The 13,858-nt window shown below is 75.6% G+C and carries 14 protein-coding genes and 1 pseudogene; 7 read left to right on the forward strand and 8 right to left on the reverse strand.

Going from position 1 to position 13,858, the window contains the following annotated elements:
- A pseudogene (locus DLJ47_RS09410) lies at positions 1-197 on the forward strand (hypothetical protein); the annotation flags it as partial.
- 95 nt (positions 198-292) lie between these two features.
- Here the strand turns inward: DLJ47_RS09410 and DLJ47_RS09415 are convergent.
- On the reverse strand, positions 293-1,747 hold the full coding sequence (locus DLJ47_RS09415; protein ID WP_109899679.1) for a nucleotidyltransferase family protein: 1,455 nt from the start codon (positions 1,745-1,747) through the stop codon (positions 293-295).
- Positions 1,748-1,933: 186 nt separating this feature from the next.
- On the opposite strand from DLJ47_RS09415, the gene DLJ47_RS09420 reads away from it, so the two are divergent.
- A complete protein-coding gene (locus tag DLJ47_RS09420) occupies positions 1,934-2,437 on the forward strand; it encodes a DinB family protein (RefSeq protein WP_233257742.1) in 504 nt (167 codons plus the stop codon).
- Positions 2,438-2,467: 30 nt separating this feature from the next.
- On the opposite strand, the gene DLJ47_RS09425 is transcribed toward DLJ47_RS09420, so the two are convergent.
- Positions 2,468-4,012: an ArnT family glycosyltransferase gene (locus DLJ47_RS09425; RefSeq protein WP_109899668.1), complete on the reverse strand. Its 1,545-nt coding sequence runs from the start codon at positions 4,010-4,012 to the stop codon at positions 2,468-2,470.
- An 85-nt stretch (positions 4,013-4,097) separates the two neighbouring features.
- On the opposite strand from DLJ47_RS09425, the gene DLJ47_RS09430 reads away from it, so the two are divergent.
- A complete protein-coding gene (locus DLJ47_RS09430; RefSeq protein ID WP_109899669.1) occupies positions 4,098-4,493 on the forward strand; it encodes a cupin domain-containing protein in 396 nt (131 codons plus the stop codon).
- Between the two features lie 22 nt (positions 4,494-4,515).
- Here DLJ47_RS09430 and DLJ47_RS09435 read toward each other — a convergent pair whose 3' ends face one another.
- On the reverse strand, positions 4,516-5,733 hold the full coding sequence (locus DLJ47_RS09435) for an MFS transporter (RefSeq protein WP_109899670.1): 1,218 nt from the start codon (positions 5,731-5,733) through the stop codon (positions 4,516-4,518).
- Positions 5,734-5,802: 69 nt separating this feature from the next.
- Between DLJ47_RS09435 and DLJ47_RS09440 the strand changes: the two genes are divergently transcribed.
- From DLJ47_RS09440 to DLJ47_RS09450, 3 genes are all read left to right on the forward strand, one after another.
- Positions 5,803-6,300 (forward strand): MarR family winged helix-turn-helix transcriptional regulator, encoded by a 498-nt coding sequence (locus tag DLJ47_RS09440; RefSeq protein ID WP_109899671.1) that lies wholly within the window; start codon positions 5,803-5,805, stop codon positions 6,298-6,300.
- A gap of 53 nt (positions 6,301-6,353) precedes the next feature.
- On the forward strand, positions 6,354-6,872 hold the full coding sequence (locus DLJ47_RS09445) for a DUF2087 domain-containing protein (protein ID WP_109899672.1): 519 nt from the start codon (positions 6,354-6,356) through the stop codon (positions 6,870-6,872).
- A gap of 180 nt (positions 6,873-7,052) precedes the next feature.
- Complete coding sequence (locus DLJ47_RS09450) at positions 7,053-7,478, forward strand: Hsp20/alpha crystallin family protein (protein ID WP_109899673.1); 426 nt, start codon at positions 7,053-7,055, stop codon at positions 7,476-7,478.
- On the opposite strand, the gene DLJ47_RS09455 is transcribed toward DLJ47_RS09450, so the two are convergent.
- On the reverse strand, positions 7,468-8,517 hold the full coding sequence (locus DLJ47_RS09455; RefSeq protein ID WP_109899674.1) for a helix-turn-helix transcriptional regulator: 1,050 nt from the start codon (positions 8,515-8,517) through the stop codon (positions 7,468-7,470). The genes DLJ47_RS09450 and DLJ47_RS09455 overlap by 11 nt on opposite strands.
- A gap of 116 nt (positions 8,518-8,633) precedes the next feature.
- Here DLJ47_RS09455 and DLJ47_RS09460 point away from each other — a divergent pair, with 116 nt between their 5' ends.
- On the forward strand, positions 8,634-9,632 hold the full coding sequence (locus DLJ47_RS09460) for a tyrosine-type recombinase/integrase (RefSeq protein ID WP_109899675.1): 999 nt from the start codon (positions 8,634-8,636) through the stop codon (positions 9,630-9,632).
- A 27-nt stretch (positions 9,633-9,659) separates the two neighbouring features.
- Here DLJ47_RS09460 and DLJ47_RS09465 read toward each other — a convergent pair whose 3' ends face one another.
- From DLJ47_RS09465 to DLJ47_RS09480, 4 genes are read right to left on the reverse strand one after another with little or no spacing between them, the layout of a single operon-like run.
- Positions 9,660-10,031, reverse strand: coding sequence for a VOC family protein (locus DLJ47_RS09465; RefSeq protein WP_109899676.1), 372 nt, complete (start codon positions 10,029-10,031; stop codon positions 9,660-9,662).
- Between the two features lie 55 nt (positions 10,032-10,086).
- Positions 10,087-10,572 (reverse strand): cation:proton antiporter regulatory subunit, encoded by a 486-nt coding sequence (locus tag DLJ47_RS09470; RefSeq protein WP_109899677.1) that lies wholly within the window; start codon positions 10,570-10,572, stop codon positions 10,087-10,089.
- Positions 10,573-10,574: 2 nt separating this feature from the next.
- The gene (locus tag DLJ47_RS09475) at positions 10,575-12,098 is read right to left on the reverse strand and encodes a potassium/proton antiporter (protein WP_109899678.1); all 1,524 of its coding nucleotides are present in this window, start codon (positions 12,096-12,098) and stop codon (positions 10,575-10,577) included.
- Between the two features lie 28 nt (positions 12,099-12,126).
- The gene (locus tag DLJ47_RS09480) at positions 12,127-13,419 is read right to left on the reverse strand and encodes an SLC13 family permease (protein WP_233257741.1); all 1,293 of its coding nucleotides are present in this window, start codon (positions 13,417-13,419) and stop codon (positions 12,127-12,129) included.
- Positions 13,420-13,858 lie beyond the last annotated feature (439 nt).

Here is a 13,858-nt window from a genome sequence, read left to right on the forward strand (position 1 = left end):
CCGAGGGGCGGGACGGCCGGGAGTACGCCGTGGTGGCCGGGGACGGCACCCTCCAGTTGCCGCCGGAGACGCTGGCGGCGTTCCCGCCCGGCACCCTGTTCGCGGTCGAGCACACCGACCGCACGGTCACCCTGCGGGCGGAGGTCGACCCCACGTCCGCCCGGGCCGCGGCGCCCGGCGAGCCGACCGAGGCGTGACGGCCGTACCGCCGGAACAGCGGCGGGCGTTGTCCGGTCCGCCGGCACCCGATGCCGGTCGGGGTGTGCCGGCCGGCTGGCCGCGCCGCGGCGGGTCAGGTCCGCGCGCCACCGAGGCCGAGCAGCACGGCCAGGCCCAGGGCGCTGCGCGGGGCGTTCGGCACGCGCCACAGCCCGCCGTGCGCGGCGCCGTACGCCTCGTCCTGCCACGGGTGCGGCTGGGCCGGCGCGCCGGTGCGCAGGTCGTGCACCAGCAGCGCGGCCATCAGGGTGTTGCTGGTGGCCGGCTCGAACACCTCGATGCCGAACCGGTGCGCGCCCGCGTACGCGGCGGCGAGCGCCCGGTTGCGCAGCACCGAGCGGGTGCGGGTGGGCGGCGCCACCTTGAACGACACGGTCGCCCCGGCGTCCCGGGCCACCGTCGCCCGCCACCGCTGCAACCGCTTGGCCAGCGCGTAGTTGGGACCCTGCTGCGGGACGAGGCTGTCGTTGACGCCGGGGTCGGCGTCCGGCGGGTAGTTGCGGTGCAGCAGCCGGCCGCCGGAGGCCACCCGCAGCGACCGGCGGAGCATGCCGCGGGCCGCGTAGCCGCGCTCGGCGTGGCGTACCGCGTCGCCGGGGACGGCGAAGACGTCGGTGGGGGTGGCCAGGAAGGCCAGCGCCACGTCGTCGCGGCGCTCCTGCAGGTGGTGGGTGAGCGCGTCGACCGCCGTGGCGACCCGGACGTTGGTGGCGCCGTCGGCGTAGACGTAGTTGCCGAGCACGAGCCGGCCGTCGACACCGAGCAGCCAGTCGGCGACCTGCGGCAGGCGGTGCAGCAGGTCGGCGCCGGCGTGCTCGGCGAGCGCGGCGTCGTCGGTGCCGGCGGGCACCGGCACGTGCAGCCGCCCGCCGTGGCGGTGGGCGGTCTGCAGCAGCCGCCGCCAGATCTCCGGCCGGGGCAGGTCCACCGCGACCACGTCGCCGCCCCAGCGCAGCACGGACGGCAGCGGACCCATCTCGGCGCCCGCGCCGAGCACGACGACGCGCTGGTCGCGCAGGTCGAGCCAGTCCGGGTTGGCCGCGACGGCGCGTACCGCCTCGGCGCAGGACGGCTCGACGACGCCGGCGGTGACCCAGGCGTCGAGCCGGCGCAGCAGCTCGTCGCCGCGCAGCCGCCGGCCCCGGTAGGGCAGCGTCAGCTCGCGGTCGGGGTCGCCGGTGCCGGTGACCGTCGCGGTGTCCAGCGGCGCGTCGCCGCCCGGGGTGGTGAAGAGCTGGTCCAGGCCGATCTCGGTGCCGTCGTCGCGGACCACGGTCATCCGGCGGTGCAGCGCGGCGAGCCCGTCCCGGGCGATCGTCACGGCAGCGTCCCGGGAGAGCAGGCCGGCCTCGACGAGTCGCCGGAAGTGCCCGAGGTAGCCGTGCCGCCAGTTGGTCTCGTGCTCGGCCGAGCGGGCCCCGACCGGGTCGACGGCGCGCAGGGCGTCGGCGACGACCGCCCGGCCGAGCGCGGAGGTGCTGCGCCCGGCGTCGGTCTTCGGGAACACCACCCCGGTCGAACCCTCCACGGCCACCGCCTTCTCTCGCCGGCCCGGTGGGCCGCCCTCGGTTCGTCGGGTGCCACTCTGCCGCACCCGGCGCCGCCGCGCAGCTCCGGTATCCGCGCCCCGGCCGGCTGATCACCACGTGCCCCGCCGCGGTGGAGGGCGCCCTGACCGCCGCCGCCGTGCGCGACGGACAATGGCCCGGTGACGATGCCGTTTCCCGAGCCCACCGCCCCGGCGGCCAGCCGTGCCGGGGTGTTCCTGCGCTACCTCGACTACTTCCGGGAGAGCCTGCTGGCCAAGGTGTGCGCGCTGCCCGAGGAGGAGGTGCGGCGCAGCCGGGTGGCGTCCGGCTGGACCCCGCTGGAGCTGGTGAAGCACCTGCGGTTCGTGGAGCTGCGCTGGATCGAGTGGGGGTTCCAGGGCCGGGACGTCGCCGAGCCGTGGGGGGACCGGCGCGGCGACCGCTGGCACGTCGCCGCCGAGGAGACCCGCGACGACCTGGTGGCGGCGCTGCGCGCGCAGGGCGCGCACACCACCGCCGTGGTGAGCGGCAACGACCTGGCGGCGGTCGGCGCGCCCGGCCCGCGGTGGGACGGCGCCGACCCGGCGACCCTGGAGCGGGTGCTGTTCCACCTGGTCCAGGAGTACGCCCGCCATCTCGGGCACCTGGACATCGTCGCCGAACTGGCGGGCGGCCCGACGGGGGAGTGAACCGCCGGCCGGGCCGCGACGGCGCCCGGGTCAGCCGCGGTGGCGTACCTCGGCGTCCCAGAACTGCGCCCACGGGCGCCGCAGCCCCCGGCAGACCCAGATCGGGCCGCCGTTCTCGTCGTTGTCCACCTCGACCCGCTGGTCCACCCGCCCGGCCAGGGTGACCTCGGTGAACCAGCCGCGCAGCCGGTCCGGGCGCTGCCACCCGACGGCGATCACCACGTCGGCGTTCTCCGGCGGGCGGCCGAAGTCGGCCATGCTGTTGTGGCCGGAGTAGGCGGCGGGCAGCCCGCGGGCCGGCCCGTAGCGGGCCACCGCGCCCGCCTCGCCGTAGTTGCCGGTGAGGATCACGGCCCGCGCCCGCTGACCGGCGGGCAGGCCACGGTGGACGGTGGCGAGCGAGTCGGCGAACGCGGGCCAGCCGATCGTCTCGCCGGCGTCGTAGTTGACAGCGACGACCACGTCGGGCAGCCGCTGCGCCGGCAGGGTGGGCAGCAGGAGCACCGCGCTGCCGGCGACGGTCAGCGCGGCGCCGGCCGCCAGCAGGCCGGGCCGCCACCGGGCCCGGGCCGCCCAACCGGCGGCGACCACCGCGCCGGCGGCGGTGAGCACCAGCAGCAGGGGCGCGTCGTAGTAGCCCTTGCCACCGGCGGCCAGCACCACGGCGACGACCACCAGCCACGCCCAGCCCACCGCCCGGTACGCCCGCCACCGTGGTCGGCGCAGCAGCGCCACCAGCCCGGCCACCCAGATCGGCACCGCGTACGGGCTGATGATGACGAACTGCAGCACGAGCGCGTCGAGGCGACCGCTGTAGGAGCTGTCCCCGCCGGCGATCGAGGCGGCCACCGACAGCTGCGGGAACCCGTGGGTGGCCTGCCAGCTCAGGGTGGGCGCGGCGAGCAGCGCGGCCAGCGCGGCGGCGGCGAGCACCCAGCGGTCACGCAGCAGCCGGCGCGGCCCGGCGACGGCCACCCCGGCCAGCAGCCCGGCCGCGAGCAGGGCGGGCAGCAGCTTGTTGAGCATCCCGACGCCGAGGGCCAGCCCGACGCCGAGCGCCCAGCGGCTGTCGCCGGTACGCAGCAGCCGGACCGCGCACCACGCCGCGGCCAGCCAGACCAGCAGGTCGACGGTGGTGGTGCTGAGCAGGTGCCCGGGAGCGAGGACGATGCCGGAGGTGGCGGCGAGGAACGCGGCGAAGGTCTGCCCACCCCGGCCGGCGCCGAGTTCGCGGGCGATTGCCGCGGTGAGCAGCACCGCGGCGCCGGCGATCAGCGCCGACGGCGTCCGCAGCGCGAGCAGGCTGCCCGGGGCGACGGTGTCGGCGAGCCGGGCCAGCGCCGGCGCCAGCGGGCCCTGGTCGACGTAGCCCCAGTCGAGGTGCCGGCCGCAGAGCAGGAAGTACAGCTCGTCGCGGTGGTAGCCGTAGCGGGTGGCGAGCAGCAGCAGCACCGTGCTCGTGGCGGCGGCGACCAGCCACGGACCGCGGGCGCGCGGACCGGGCGCGGGTGGCTGTTCCGGCGCGGTCGGCTCGTCGGGGGCGCGGTCGGTGACGTCGGTGACGGGTTCGGCCACCCGCCCATCATCGCCCGCCGGTGCCACCACTGGCTGCTCCGCGACGCGGGCTGACGGGGGCGGCCCGGCCGGGCAGGATGGACGGATGAGAGCCGAGCCGATCGACCTGGCCGCCGCGCTGGCCGGGTTCACCCAGCTGTGGAGCCCCCGGATCGTCACCCGGGTCAACGACTACGACGTGCGGATCGCCAAGGTGGCCGGCGAGCACGTCTGGCACACCCACGACGACACCGACGAGTTCTTCCTGGTGCTGGAGGGCGAGTTGCGCATCGCGTCGCGTGACGGGGAGGGCGGCGCGGAGCGGGAGGTGGTGCTGCCGCGCGGGTCCGTCCACGTGGTACCGCGCGGGGTGGCGCACCGCCCGTCGTCGCCGGGCGGCGCGTCGATCCTGATGTTCGAGCCGTCCGGCACGTCCAGCGTCGGGGACCGGCACGACCCGGTGCCCGACCACGTGGACGCCACCACCGGGCACCCGCTATGAGCCAGCCCGCACCCGCGCCGGGTCACCGCGCGGCGGCCGCCAGGTCGTCGCGCGGGGCCAGGGTCAGTCGGCGTACGCCCGGCACGGCCGCGGTGCCGGCGCAGGCCACCAGCACCAGCAGGCCGGCCGTGAGCAGCGGCGCGGGGTCGCCGAAGGCCCGTGCCGCGACCGGTGCGAGGGCGTAGCCGAGCGGCGTCGCGGCCAGCGAGACCAGCCAGTCGTACGAGGTGACCCGGGCGAGCACCTGCGGCGGGAACTCGTGCTGCACGACGGTCTCCCAGACCGGGTTGAGGTAGCCGAGGGCGGTAAGCGCCAGCCCGTACGCGGCGATCACCAGCGGGGCGGGGGCGGCGACAGCCAGCAGCGCCAGCGGCGCCGCGTACCCGGCCAGGGCGAGGTTGGCCAGCAGCACCGGGCGGCGCGGCCGCACCCGCGCGGCCAGCAGCGAACCGGCGAGCATGCCGACCGCCCCGGCCTGCAGCAGCAGCACCCAGACGCCCTCGCCGCCGAGTCGGTGCACGGCCACCGCGGGCCCGAGGGTCATCAGCACGGCGGCGGCGCCGTTCCACACGCCGTGGGCGACCAGGCTGGTCCAGTACCAGTCGCGGGCGCGTACCTCCCGCCAGCCGTGCGCCAGGTCGGTGCGCAGGGACGGGGCGGGCAGCGGCACGTGCCGGATCCGGACGGCGGCGAGCAGCGCGGCGCTGACCGCGAACGAGGCGGCGTCGAACAGGAAGGCCCAGCCCGGCCCGGCGGCCCAGATCAGCGCGCCGGCCAGTGCCGGGCCGGCGAGCCGGCTGGCGTTGGCGGTGACGCCGACGAGCGCGTTGGCCGGTTGCCGCTGGGCCGGGGTGACCGTGGCGGCGACCAGGGGTGCGGCGGTGGGCAGGGCGAATGCGCCGGCGGCGCCGCCGACCGCGGTGGCCACCGCGATCGGGGTCAGGCCCGGGTCGCCGAGGAGTTCGACGCCGACAACGAGTTGCGCGGCGCAACGGACCAGGTCGGCCGCGATCGCGACCCGGCGGGCGTCGAACCGGTCGGCGAGCACGCCGCCGAGTGGCAGCAGGAGCAGGCGGGGGACGGTGGCGCAGGCCAGCACCAGGGCGAGCGCGCCGGGGGAGCCGGTCGCGCGGAGCACGGCCAGGGCGAGGGCGGCGGGCACCACGGCGTCGCCGACTGCCGAGACGGTACGGCTGAGGAAGAGCAGCCGGAAGGAACGGACGCGCAGGGGATGGGTCACCCGGGCAAGCTACTTCGACGTCGAACCTTTCGTCAACGAATATTTCGTTGTTGACGTACGCTGTCCGCCATGACCGCCCGCGATCAGGTCGACCGGCACGTGGAACGCTGGCTGCCGGTCCTGCCCGACCTCGACCCCGACATCGAGGGCGCGGTCACCCGGATGCAGTTCCTCACCCGGCACCTGCGCACCGTCAAGCAGCGGGTGCTGGCGACGCTCGACCTGCAGGGCCACGAGTACGACACGCTGCACGCCCTGGCCGGGCGCGGCGGCCGGGCCGCCCCGTCCGACCTGGCCCGCGACCTGGCCATAGCGCCCGCCTCGGTCACCGCCCGGGTGGACACGCTGGCACGGCGGGGGTTCGTCCGGCGCATCCCGTCGGCCGTCGACCGGCGCCGGGTCGACGTCGAGCTCACCGACGCCGGCCGGGCCGCCTGGCGGGGCGCCATGGACGTGCGGGGCGCGGAGGAGCACCGGCTGCTGGCCGCCCTCGACCCCGAGCAGCGGCGGCTGCTGGCCGACCTGCTGCGCCGGGTGGTGCTGGTCGCCGAGCGGCCGGCCGACTGACGACCGGGAAATCGCCTCGCGCCGCCGTACCCCGCGCTGGCAGGGTGGCCGGCATGACGACGCAGGCTCTGGCGGGGGCGCTCGCCGACGACGTACGGCGGCAGGTCTTCGCGGCGATCGTGCTCGGCGCCGCGGACGCCCCGGCGGTGGCCGCCCGGACCGGGCTGGCGGCGCGGCCGGTCGTCACGGCGATCCGCCGGCTGCGCGACGCCGGCCTGGTCACCGGCGACGACAGCGACCTGCGGGTGGACGCCGACCGGCTGCGCGAGGCGGCCCGCACCGACCCGCCGGCCCGGCCGGCGGAGGAGCCGGAGCAGCGGATCCTGCACACGTTCCTGCGCGACGGGGTGCTGGTCGCCCTGCCGGCGCAGCGCGGCCGACGCCGGGTGCTGCTGGGGCACATCGCCGGCAGCTTCGAGCCGGGCGTGCGCTACCCGGAGCGGGCGGTGGACGACACGCTGCGCGCCTGGTGCGCCGGTGGCGGCTCGGACCACGTGACCCTGCGGCGGTACCTGGTCGACGAGTGCCTGCTCGCCCGGGACCAAGGCGTCTACTGGCGCACCGGCGCCTGATCGTTCGTCGGGCGAAACGATCCCGCCGGACACCCGCAGCGACCTGGTCGAGGCCCGCGCCCTGTCCAAAGCTGCTGCCGAGTTGACGACTGTCGTTTCCCGCGCTATTACGGAGGAGGAAGTTGAGTCGTCCAGACTCAACCTGAAACCTTCGGCCAGGAGAACCGAGGAGGCACGACCATGCTGATGCGCACCGACCCGTTCCGTGAGATCGACCGGCTCGCCGAGCAGTTCTTCGGCACCGCCGCCCGTCCGGCCACGATGCACGTGGACGCCTACCGCGACGGCGACTACTTCTACGCCGCGTTCGACCTGCCCGGCGTCGACCCGGACAGCATCGACTGCACTGTGGAGCGCAACGTGCTGACCGTCCGCGCCGAGCGCCGCCGGCCCACCGGCGACAAGGTCGAGCTCGTCGCCGCCGAGCGCCCGATGGGCATCTTCAGCCGGCAGCTGTTCCTCGGCGACGCCCTCGACACCGACAAGCTCGAGGCCGGCTACGACAACGGGGTGCTGACGCTGCGCATCCCGATCGCCGAGCGGGCCAAGCCGCGGCGGATCAGCATCACCGCCAACGGCAACGGCCGCAAGCAGATCAACGCCTGACCGCTTCCGGGGCGGGTTCCGGTACGCCGGACCCGCCCCGCGGCGGGTCCGGGCACCCTTCGGACGCTGGCGGGTAGAGCGCGGCCAGCGCCCGGGCGGTGCCGACGAACCGCTCCCGCAGCTCCGCCGGAGCCAGCACCTCCGCCTCCGCGCCGAGCTTCAGCAGCTCGATGTGGCCGTGCCGGACCGACTCGATCGGCACGGTGGTGCGCAGCCAGCCGTGCTCGTCGGGCGGGCCGGCCGCCGCCCGGGCCGCCCGGGCCATCGCCGGCGGGAAGACGTACCCGGTCAGCTCCAGCGCCGCCATGGTCATCCGTACCGTCGCCTCGGCCCGGTAGACGCCGCGCTCGTAGCGGTCGGCGTGTTCCTGCCAGCAGCGGCCCAGGTCGAAGCCGTCGGGCCGGTCGAAGTGCTCGTCGAGGACGGCCAGGTCGAGCACCGCCCCGACCCGGTAGGTGCGCACGTCGCCCCCGACGTCGGCGACCAGGTACCAGCGGCCGGCCTTGAGTACCACGCCGAGCGGCGCGAGCACCCGGGTCACCTCCCGGGGCGCCTTCCACCGCCGGTAGCGCACCTCGACCCGGCGGTCCTCCCACACCGCCCGGGCCAACGCGGCCAGGTGCGGGGTCGGTTCCGGCTCCCGGAACCAGGTCGGCGCGTCGAGGTGGAACCGCTGCCGGATCCGCTCGCCGCGATCGGCCAGCTCGGCGGGCAACGCGGCGCGCAGCTTCAGCTCGGCGGTGGCCAGCACCGAGCCGAGCCCCAGCTCGGCCGCCGGGCCCGGCATGCCGGTCAGGAACAGCGCCTGCGCCTCGTCGGCGGTGAGCCCGGTCAGCCGGGTCCGGTAGCCGTCCAGCAGGCGGTAGCCGCCGGCCGGGCCACGGTCGGCGTAGACCGGGACGCCGGCGGCGCCGAGCGACTCGACGTCCCGGTAGACGGTGCGTACCGACACCTCCAGGGCGTCGGCCAGCTCCTGCGCGGTCATCCGGCCCCGGGTCTGCAGGAGCAGCAGCAGGGACACCAGCCGACTCGCGCGCACCGCCCGACCGTACCCCCGGCCCGGCAACGGCGGCGGTGCCGGGCGACGGGGTGTGTCGGAAACCGGTCGGGCGCGCCTCGTCGCGAATCCCACCCCGAGCTGAGAACCTTTTTCACATGATCTCCCCGGGCGCCCCGGCGCTGCCCCGCCCGTCGGCTCCGCCCGCCCTACCGGGGGGTTCCACCGACTTCACCGAGGCGTGGCTGCGCAACCGGCGGCTCAGCGAGCACACCCGGCAGGCGTACCGGCGGGACATCGCCGGCTGGCTGGCCTGGTGCGCCGCCCGGGAGATGGACCCGCTGCGGGCGAACTTCCTGCACGTCAACGAGTACGGCCGGACGCTGGAGTCGACCCTGGCGGCGCGCAGCGGCCGCCCGCTGACCCCGGCCACCGTGGCCCGCAAGCTCTCCGCGCTGTCCAGCTGGTACGACTTCCTGGTCAAGCTCGGGGCGGTGGCGGCCAACCCGGTGGCCGGCGCGGACCGGCCGCGCATCGACCGGGACCACTCGGCCACCGTCGGGCTCACCCCGGAGGAGGTCGACGCACTGCTCGCCGCCGCCGAGGCCGACACCGGGCCCACCGCGGCGCGCAACCGCGCCGCGATCGCGCTCCTGGCCGACCTCGGGCTGCGGGTCGGCGAACTGGTCTCGCTGGACCTGGCCGACCTGGGCGCCGAGCGGGGGCACCGCAGCGTCCGGTTCGTCGGCAAGGGCGGCAAGGCCCGCCGCCGGGCGCTCACCCCCGGCACCGCGTACGCCGTGGACGCCTACCTGGCCCAGCGGGCCGCCGCGCAGCAAGTGCCGGTGACCGAGCTGACCGGGCCGCTGCTGGTCACCGCCAGCGGCGCCCGGCTCGACCGGCACTCGGTGTTCCGGCTGGTGCGCCGGCTGGCCCGAGCCGCCGGCATCCCGGCCTGGGCGCAGCTGTCGCCACACTCGCTGCGGCACGCCTTCGTCACCACCGCCCGCGCCGAGGGCGTCCCGCTGGAGGACGTCCAGGACGCGATGGGGCACGCCGACCCGCGCACCACCCGCCGCTACGACCGGGACCGGCACAACCTCGACCGCGACCCGGCGTACGTGATCTGGGCGGCCCGGTCCCGCCGGCGCGGCTGACGGACCGGGACCGCCGGCGTGCCGGGTTCAGCCCTGCGGGCGGGGGCAGATGCAGAACGGCTGCCCGATCGGGTCCACCAGCACCACCCACCGCCCGTCGCCGGGCTGGAACTCCGGCTTCGACGCCCCCGCGGCCAGGAACTCCTTCTCGGCCACCGCCAGGTCGTCGACGTACAGGTCGAGGTGGTAGCGCTTGGCACCGGAGGGGTCCGGCCAGGACGGCGGGCGGTAGCCCTCGACCAGCCCGAAGCCGATGGCCACACCACCGCTGCTGATCATGGCGTACTCGGGCTGGCTGTGGGTCACCTCCCAGCCGAGCACCCGGTGGTAGAACGCCGCGTGCGCGGCGGGGTCGGAGCTGTCGAGGTTGACCATGGCGAGATCGGCTGTCGCTGTCATGCCCGCCAGCCTGCCGCAGGTACCTGACATCCTCTGGCAGGTACCCGCGGTCGAGTCATGGCTCGGCGGGGGTGATCCGGCGGCTCAGCGCACCGACGCCCTCCGGGGTGCCGGCCACCAGCAGCGCGTCACCGTGCGCGAGCCGGCGCTCCGGTCCGGGCGCGGTGATCGTCCGCCCGTCCCGCAGCAGCGCGACCACGGTGACGCCGGGAACGTCAGCGACCACGTCGCGCAGCACCCGGCCGCGGTGCGGGGAGACGGCGGTGACCGGCACGGCCGCCACTGTCAGCTTCCCGGCCCGCTGTTCCAGGTCGGGGACGTGGTCGATGGTGGCGACCGGGTGCAGCAGTTCGGCCAGTTCCCGCGCCTCGGCGGGGGTGAGGCTCACCGACCGCTCGACGGTGTCCGGGTCGCCAGGCGCGTAGAGGAGCAGATCGCGCCGTCCGCCGTGGTGGTGCAGCACGCCGAGCGAGCGCCCCTCGACGGTGTGCAGGGTGTAGCCGATCCCGATGCCGGGCAACGCGGTGCGTTCGATCTGCATGGTCATCTCCTGTTCGCTGTCGGGGTGGGCTCCGGGTGCCCGGTCTCGCCGAACCAGCCGGCCAGCCGACCGGCCCGGGCGACGGCCCGCAGTCGCCGCTCGGTGGCCTCCCGCACCCGGGGGGTGGTGAGCACGACGAGTTGGTCCCCGAGGCGCAGCCGGGTGTGCCGGTCGGGCACGAAGGTGTCCGGCCCGCGTACCACCAGGGTGGTCGCGGCCGGCGGCGGCAGCCGTAGTTCGGGCAGGTAGACGCCCTGCAACCGGGAGCCGGGCTCGACCGTGACGTGGATCAGGTCGGCGTCCATGGCGTCCAGCGGCGCCAGTTCGACCTGCAGGTCGGGCCCGAGGCGGTGCGGCGCGAGCCGCAGCCGCCGGGCCAGCCAGGGCAGGGCCGGCGCCTGGATCACGGTGAAGACGACGACCAGCAGGAACACGACGTTGAACACCTGGTCGCTGCCGGGCGCGCCGGTGACCACCGGGATGGTGGCCAGCACGATCGGCACCGCCCCGCGCAGCCCGGCCCAGGACAGGAAGACCTGTTCGCGCAGCGGGACCCGGAAGGCGGCCAGCGACACCAGCACCGACGCGGGCCGGGCGATCAGCAGCAGGGCGGCGCCGACCACCAGCGCGGGCACCACGCTCCCGGGCAGTTCGCTCGGCGTGACCAGCAGGCCGAGCATGACGAACAGGCCGATCTGGGCGATCCAGCCCAGCCCTTCGGCGACCGAGCGGGTGGCCCGCCGGTGCGGCAGGCCGGCGTTGCCGAGCACCAGGCCGGCCAGGTACGCGGCGAGGAAGCCGCTGGTCTGGGTCAGCCCGGCCACGGCGTAGGCGAGCACACCGCAACCCACGATCGCGATCGGGTGCAGCCCGGAGGTGGGCAGCGTGAGCCGGCGCAGCAGCCAGACCCCGACCGTGCCGATGAGCAGGCCGATCACGCCGCCGGCGGCGAGCTGGAAGAGCATCGCGACCAGCAGCGGCAGCGGCTGCACCGCCTCCAGGGTGGCGGCGCTGAAGGTGAGCACCAGGATGAACGTGGGCGCGTCGTTGAGGCCGGACTCGGCCTCCACCAGGCTGGTGAGCCGCTTCGGCAGCGGCACGGCCCGCAGCACGGCGAAGACCGCCGCGGCGTCGGTGGAGGAGACGATCGCGCCGAGCAGCAGCGCCATCTGCCAGCCGACGTCCAGCAGCAGGTACGCCGCCGCCGCGGTGACCCCGACGCTGGTCAGCACCCCGAGCGTGGCGAGCACGGTCGCGGGCGCCAGCACCGGCCGGACGTCTTTCACGTCGGTGGTCAGGCCGCCCTCCACCAGGATCACCGCGAGCGCGGCCATGCCCAGCGCCTGGGCCAGGGCGGCGTCGTCGAACGGCAGGCCGAGCCCGTCCTGGCCGAGCAGCAAACCCACCCCGAGGTACGCCAGCAGCACGGGCATGCCCAGCCGGGCGGCGAGCCGGGCCGCGGCGACGCTGACCAGGAGGACGCTGGTGCCGATGGCCAGCGTCACGTACAGCTGGGTCAGGGTCACCGCGGCCCCCTCTCCGCTCCCGTTCGCCTCATGCGAAGTAGCGCAGCCACACGTAGCCCCAGGCGATCAGCGTGGTCAGCACCGTGGTGGCGATGCCGTACCGGGTGAACTGCCAGAAGCTGATCGGTTCGCCGGCGCGGGCAGCGATGCCCAGCACGACGATGTTGGCGCTGGCCGCGACGGCGGTGCCGTTGCCGCCGAGGTCGGCGCCGAGGGCGAAGGACCACCACAGCGCCTGCCCGGTCTGCGGGTCGGCCTGGCTGGCGATGTCCGCCACGATGGGTGCCATCGTCGCCGTGTACGGGATGTTGTCGAAGAACGCGCCGAGCACCGCCGAGCCGAAGATGAGGCTGGTCGCGCCGGCGAACCAGCTGTCCCCGATGGCGCCGGTCGCCCACTGCCCGACCTGCTCGATGACCCCGGTCTCGGTCAGCCCGGCGACCATCACGAACAGGCCCAGGAAGAACGTCAGCGTCGGCCACTCGACCTCGGCCAGGTACTTCGCGGTGTCGGCCCGGGTGACCAGCACCATCACCCCGGCGCCGAGCAGGGCCACGACCGCCACGTCCACCCCGGTCACGGTGTGCAGCGCGAAGCCGACCATCACCAGCACCAGCACGACCAGGCAGCGGGTCAGCATGGCCGGGTCGGTGATCGCGGCGCGGGCGTCCATGTCGCGGACCGCCGCGAACCGCTCCGGATGGTACTCGAACGACCGCCGGAACATGAACCGGGCCAGCACCAGGAAGGCCAGGAACATCACCACGGTGATCGGGGCCATGTGCACCAGGAAGTCGTTGAAGCTCAGCCCGGCGCGGCTGCCGATGATGATGTTCGGCGGGTCGCCGATGAGGGTCGCGGCGCCGCCGATGTTGGACGCCAGCACCTCGGCGATCAGGTACGGGGCGGCGGAGATGCCCAGCCGCCGGCAGACCGAGATGGTGATCGGGGCGACCAGCATGACGGTGGTGACGTTGTCCAGGAACGGGGAGGCGAGGCCGGTGATCCCGACCAGCAGCGCCATCAGCCGGTACGGCCGCCCCTGGGAGCGTTGCGCCGCCCAGATCGCCAGGAACTCGAAGACGCCGGTCTGCTTGACCACTCCGACGATGATCATCATGCCGAAGAGCAGGAAGATGACGTCCCAGTCGATCCCCGCGTGGTGCGAGTAGAACACGTCCGAGCCGGGCACCAGGCCGAGCAGGGCCATCAGGCCAGCGGCCCCCAGCACCACCGCCACCCGGTTGATCTTCTCGGTGGCGATGAACATGAACGCCACCGCGAAGATCAGGGTGGCGGCGATCGCGGGCCAGGCGCTCACGGGCGCCGGCCCGGCGGGCCGTGCCGGCCGCGGTGCGTGCCTTCGGGTGGCGCGGCGGGCGGGGTCGTCGGTGCGGGCGGCACCAGCACTGCGGTCACGAGTACCTCCGGTGGGGTCAGCGACCACGGCCCCACCCGGCGACGGGAGGTCGCCGGAAGGGGCCGCCGGGGAGGGTGGCGGGGTCGCGGGCCGGGCGTCTGCCGGCCTCGTGCTGCAAGTTCAGCCGGCCGGGATGCCGATCGACCATCGGGTCTGACACCCATTTGGTGCCGGTGCCGGCCTGTAATCCGACGTCCCGGCCGGGGCCGCCGCCGGCGTCCGCGCGGACCTCCGCCCGGCACCCGGCACCCCCGCCGCCCAGTCGTGGCATGCTGGCCGTGGCCTGCCTGGACGCCGTGCGGACGGTCGTGGCGAGCCCGGCGGGCGACCCGACCGGGAC

The organism is Micromonospora sp. S4605 (assembly GCF_003176715.1).
Lineage (GTDB): Bacteria > Actinomycetota > Actinomycetes > Mycobacteriales > Micromonosporaceae > Micromonospora > Micromonospora echinaurantiaca.

Excerpts from the sequence above, each read along its gene's own strand:
- DLJ47_RS09445 (WP_109899672.1), top strand. The coding sequence starts at position 6,354 with ATGACGACGCAGGCTCTGGCGGGGGCGCTCGCCGACGACGTACGGCGG.
- DLJ47_RS09440 (WP_109899671.1), top strand. The coding sequence starts at position 5,803 with ATGACCGCCCGCGATCAGGTCGACCGGCACGTGGAACGCTGGCTGCCG.
- DLJ47_RS09420 (WP_233257742.1), top strand. The coding sequence starts at position 1,934 with ATGCCGTTTCCCGAGCCCACCGCCCCGGCGGCCAGCCGTGCCGGGGTG.
- DLJ47_RS09450 (WP_109899673.1), top strand. The coding sequence starts at position 7,053 with ATGCTGATGCGCACCGACCCGTTCCGTGAGATCGACCGGCTCGCCGAG.
- DLJ47_RS09460 (WP_109899675.1), top strand. The coding sequence starts at position 8,634 with ATGATCTCCCCGGGCGCCCCGGCGCTGCCCCGCCCGTCGGCTCCGCCC.
- DLJ47_RS09430 (WP_109899669.1), top strand. The coding sequence starts at position 4,098 with ATGAGAGCCGAGCCGATCGACCTGGCCGCCGCGCTGGCCGGGTTCACC.
- DLJ47_RS09470 (WP_109899677.1), bottom strand. The coding sequence starts at position 10,572 with ATGCAGATCGAACGCACCGCGTTGCCCGGCATCGGGATCGGCTACACC.
- DLJ47_RS09465 (WP_109899676.1), bottom strand. The coding sequence starts at position 10,031 with ATGACAGCGACAGCCGATCTCGCCATGGTCAACCTCGACAGCTCCGAC.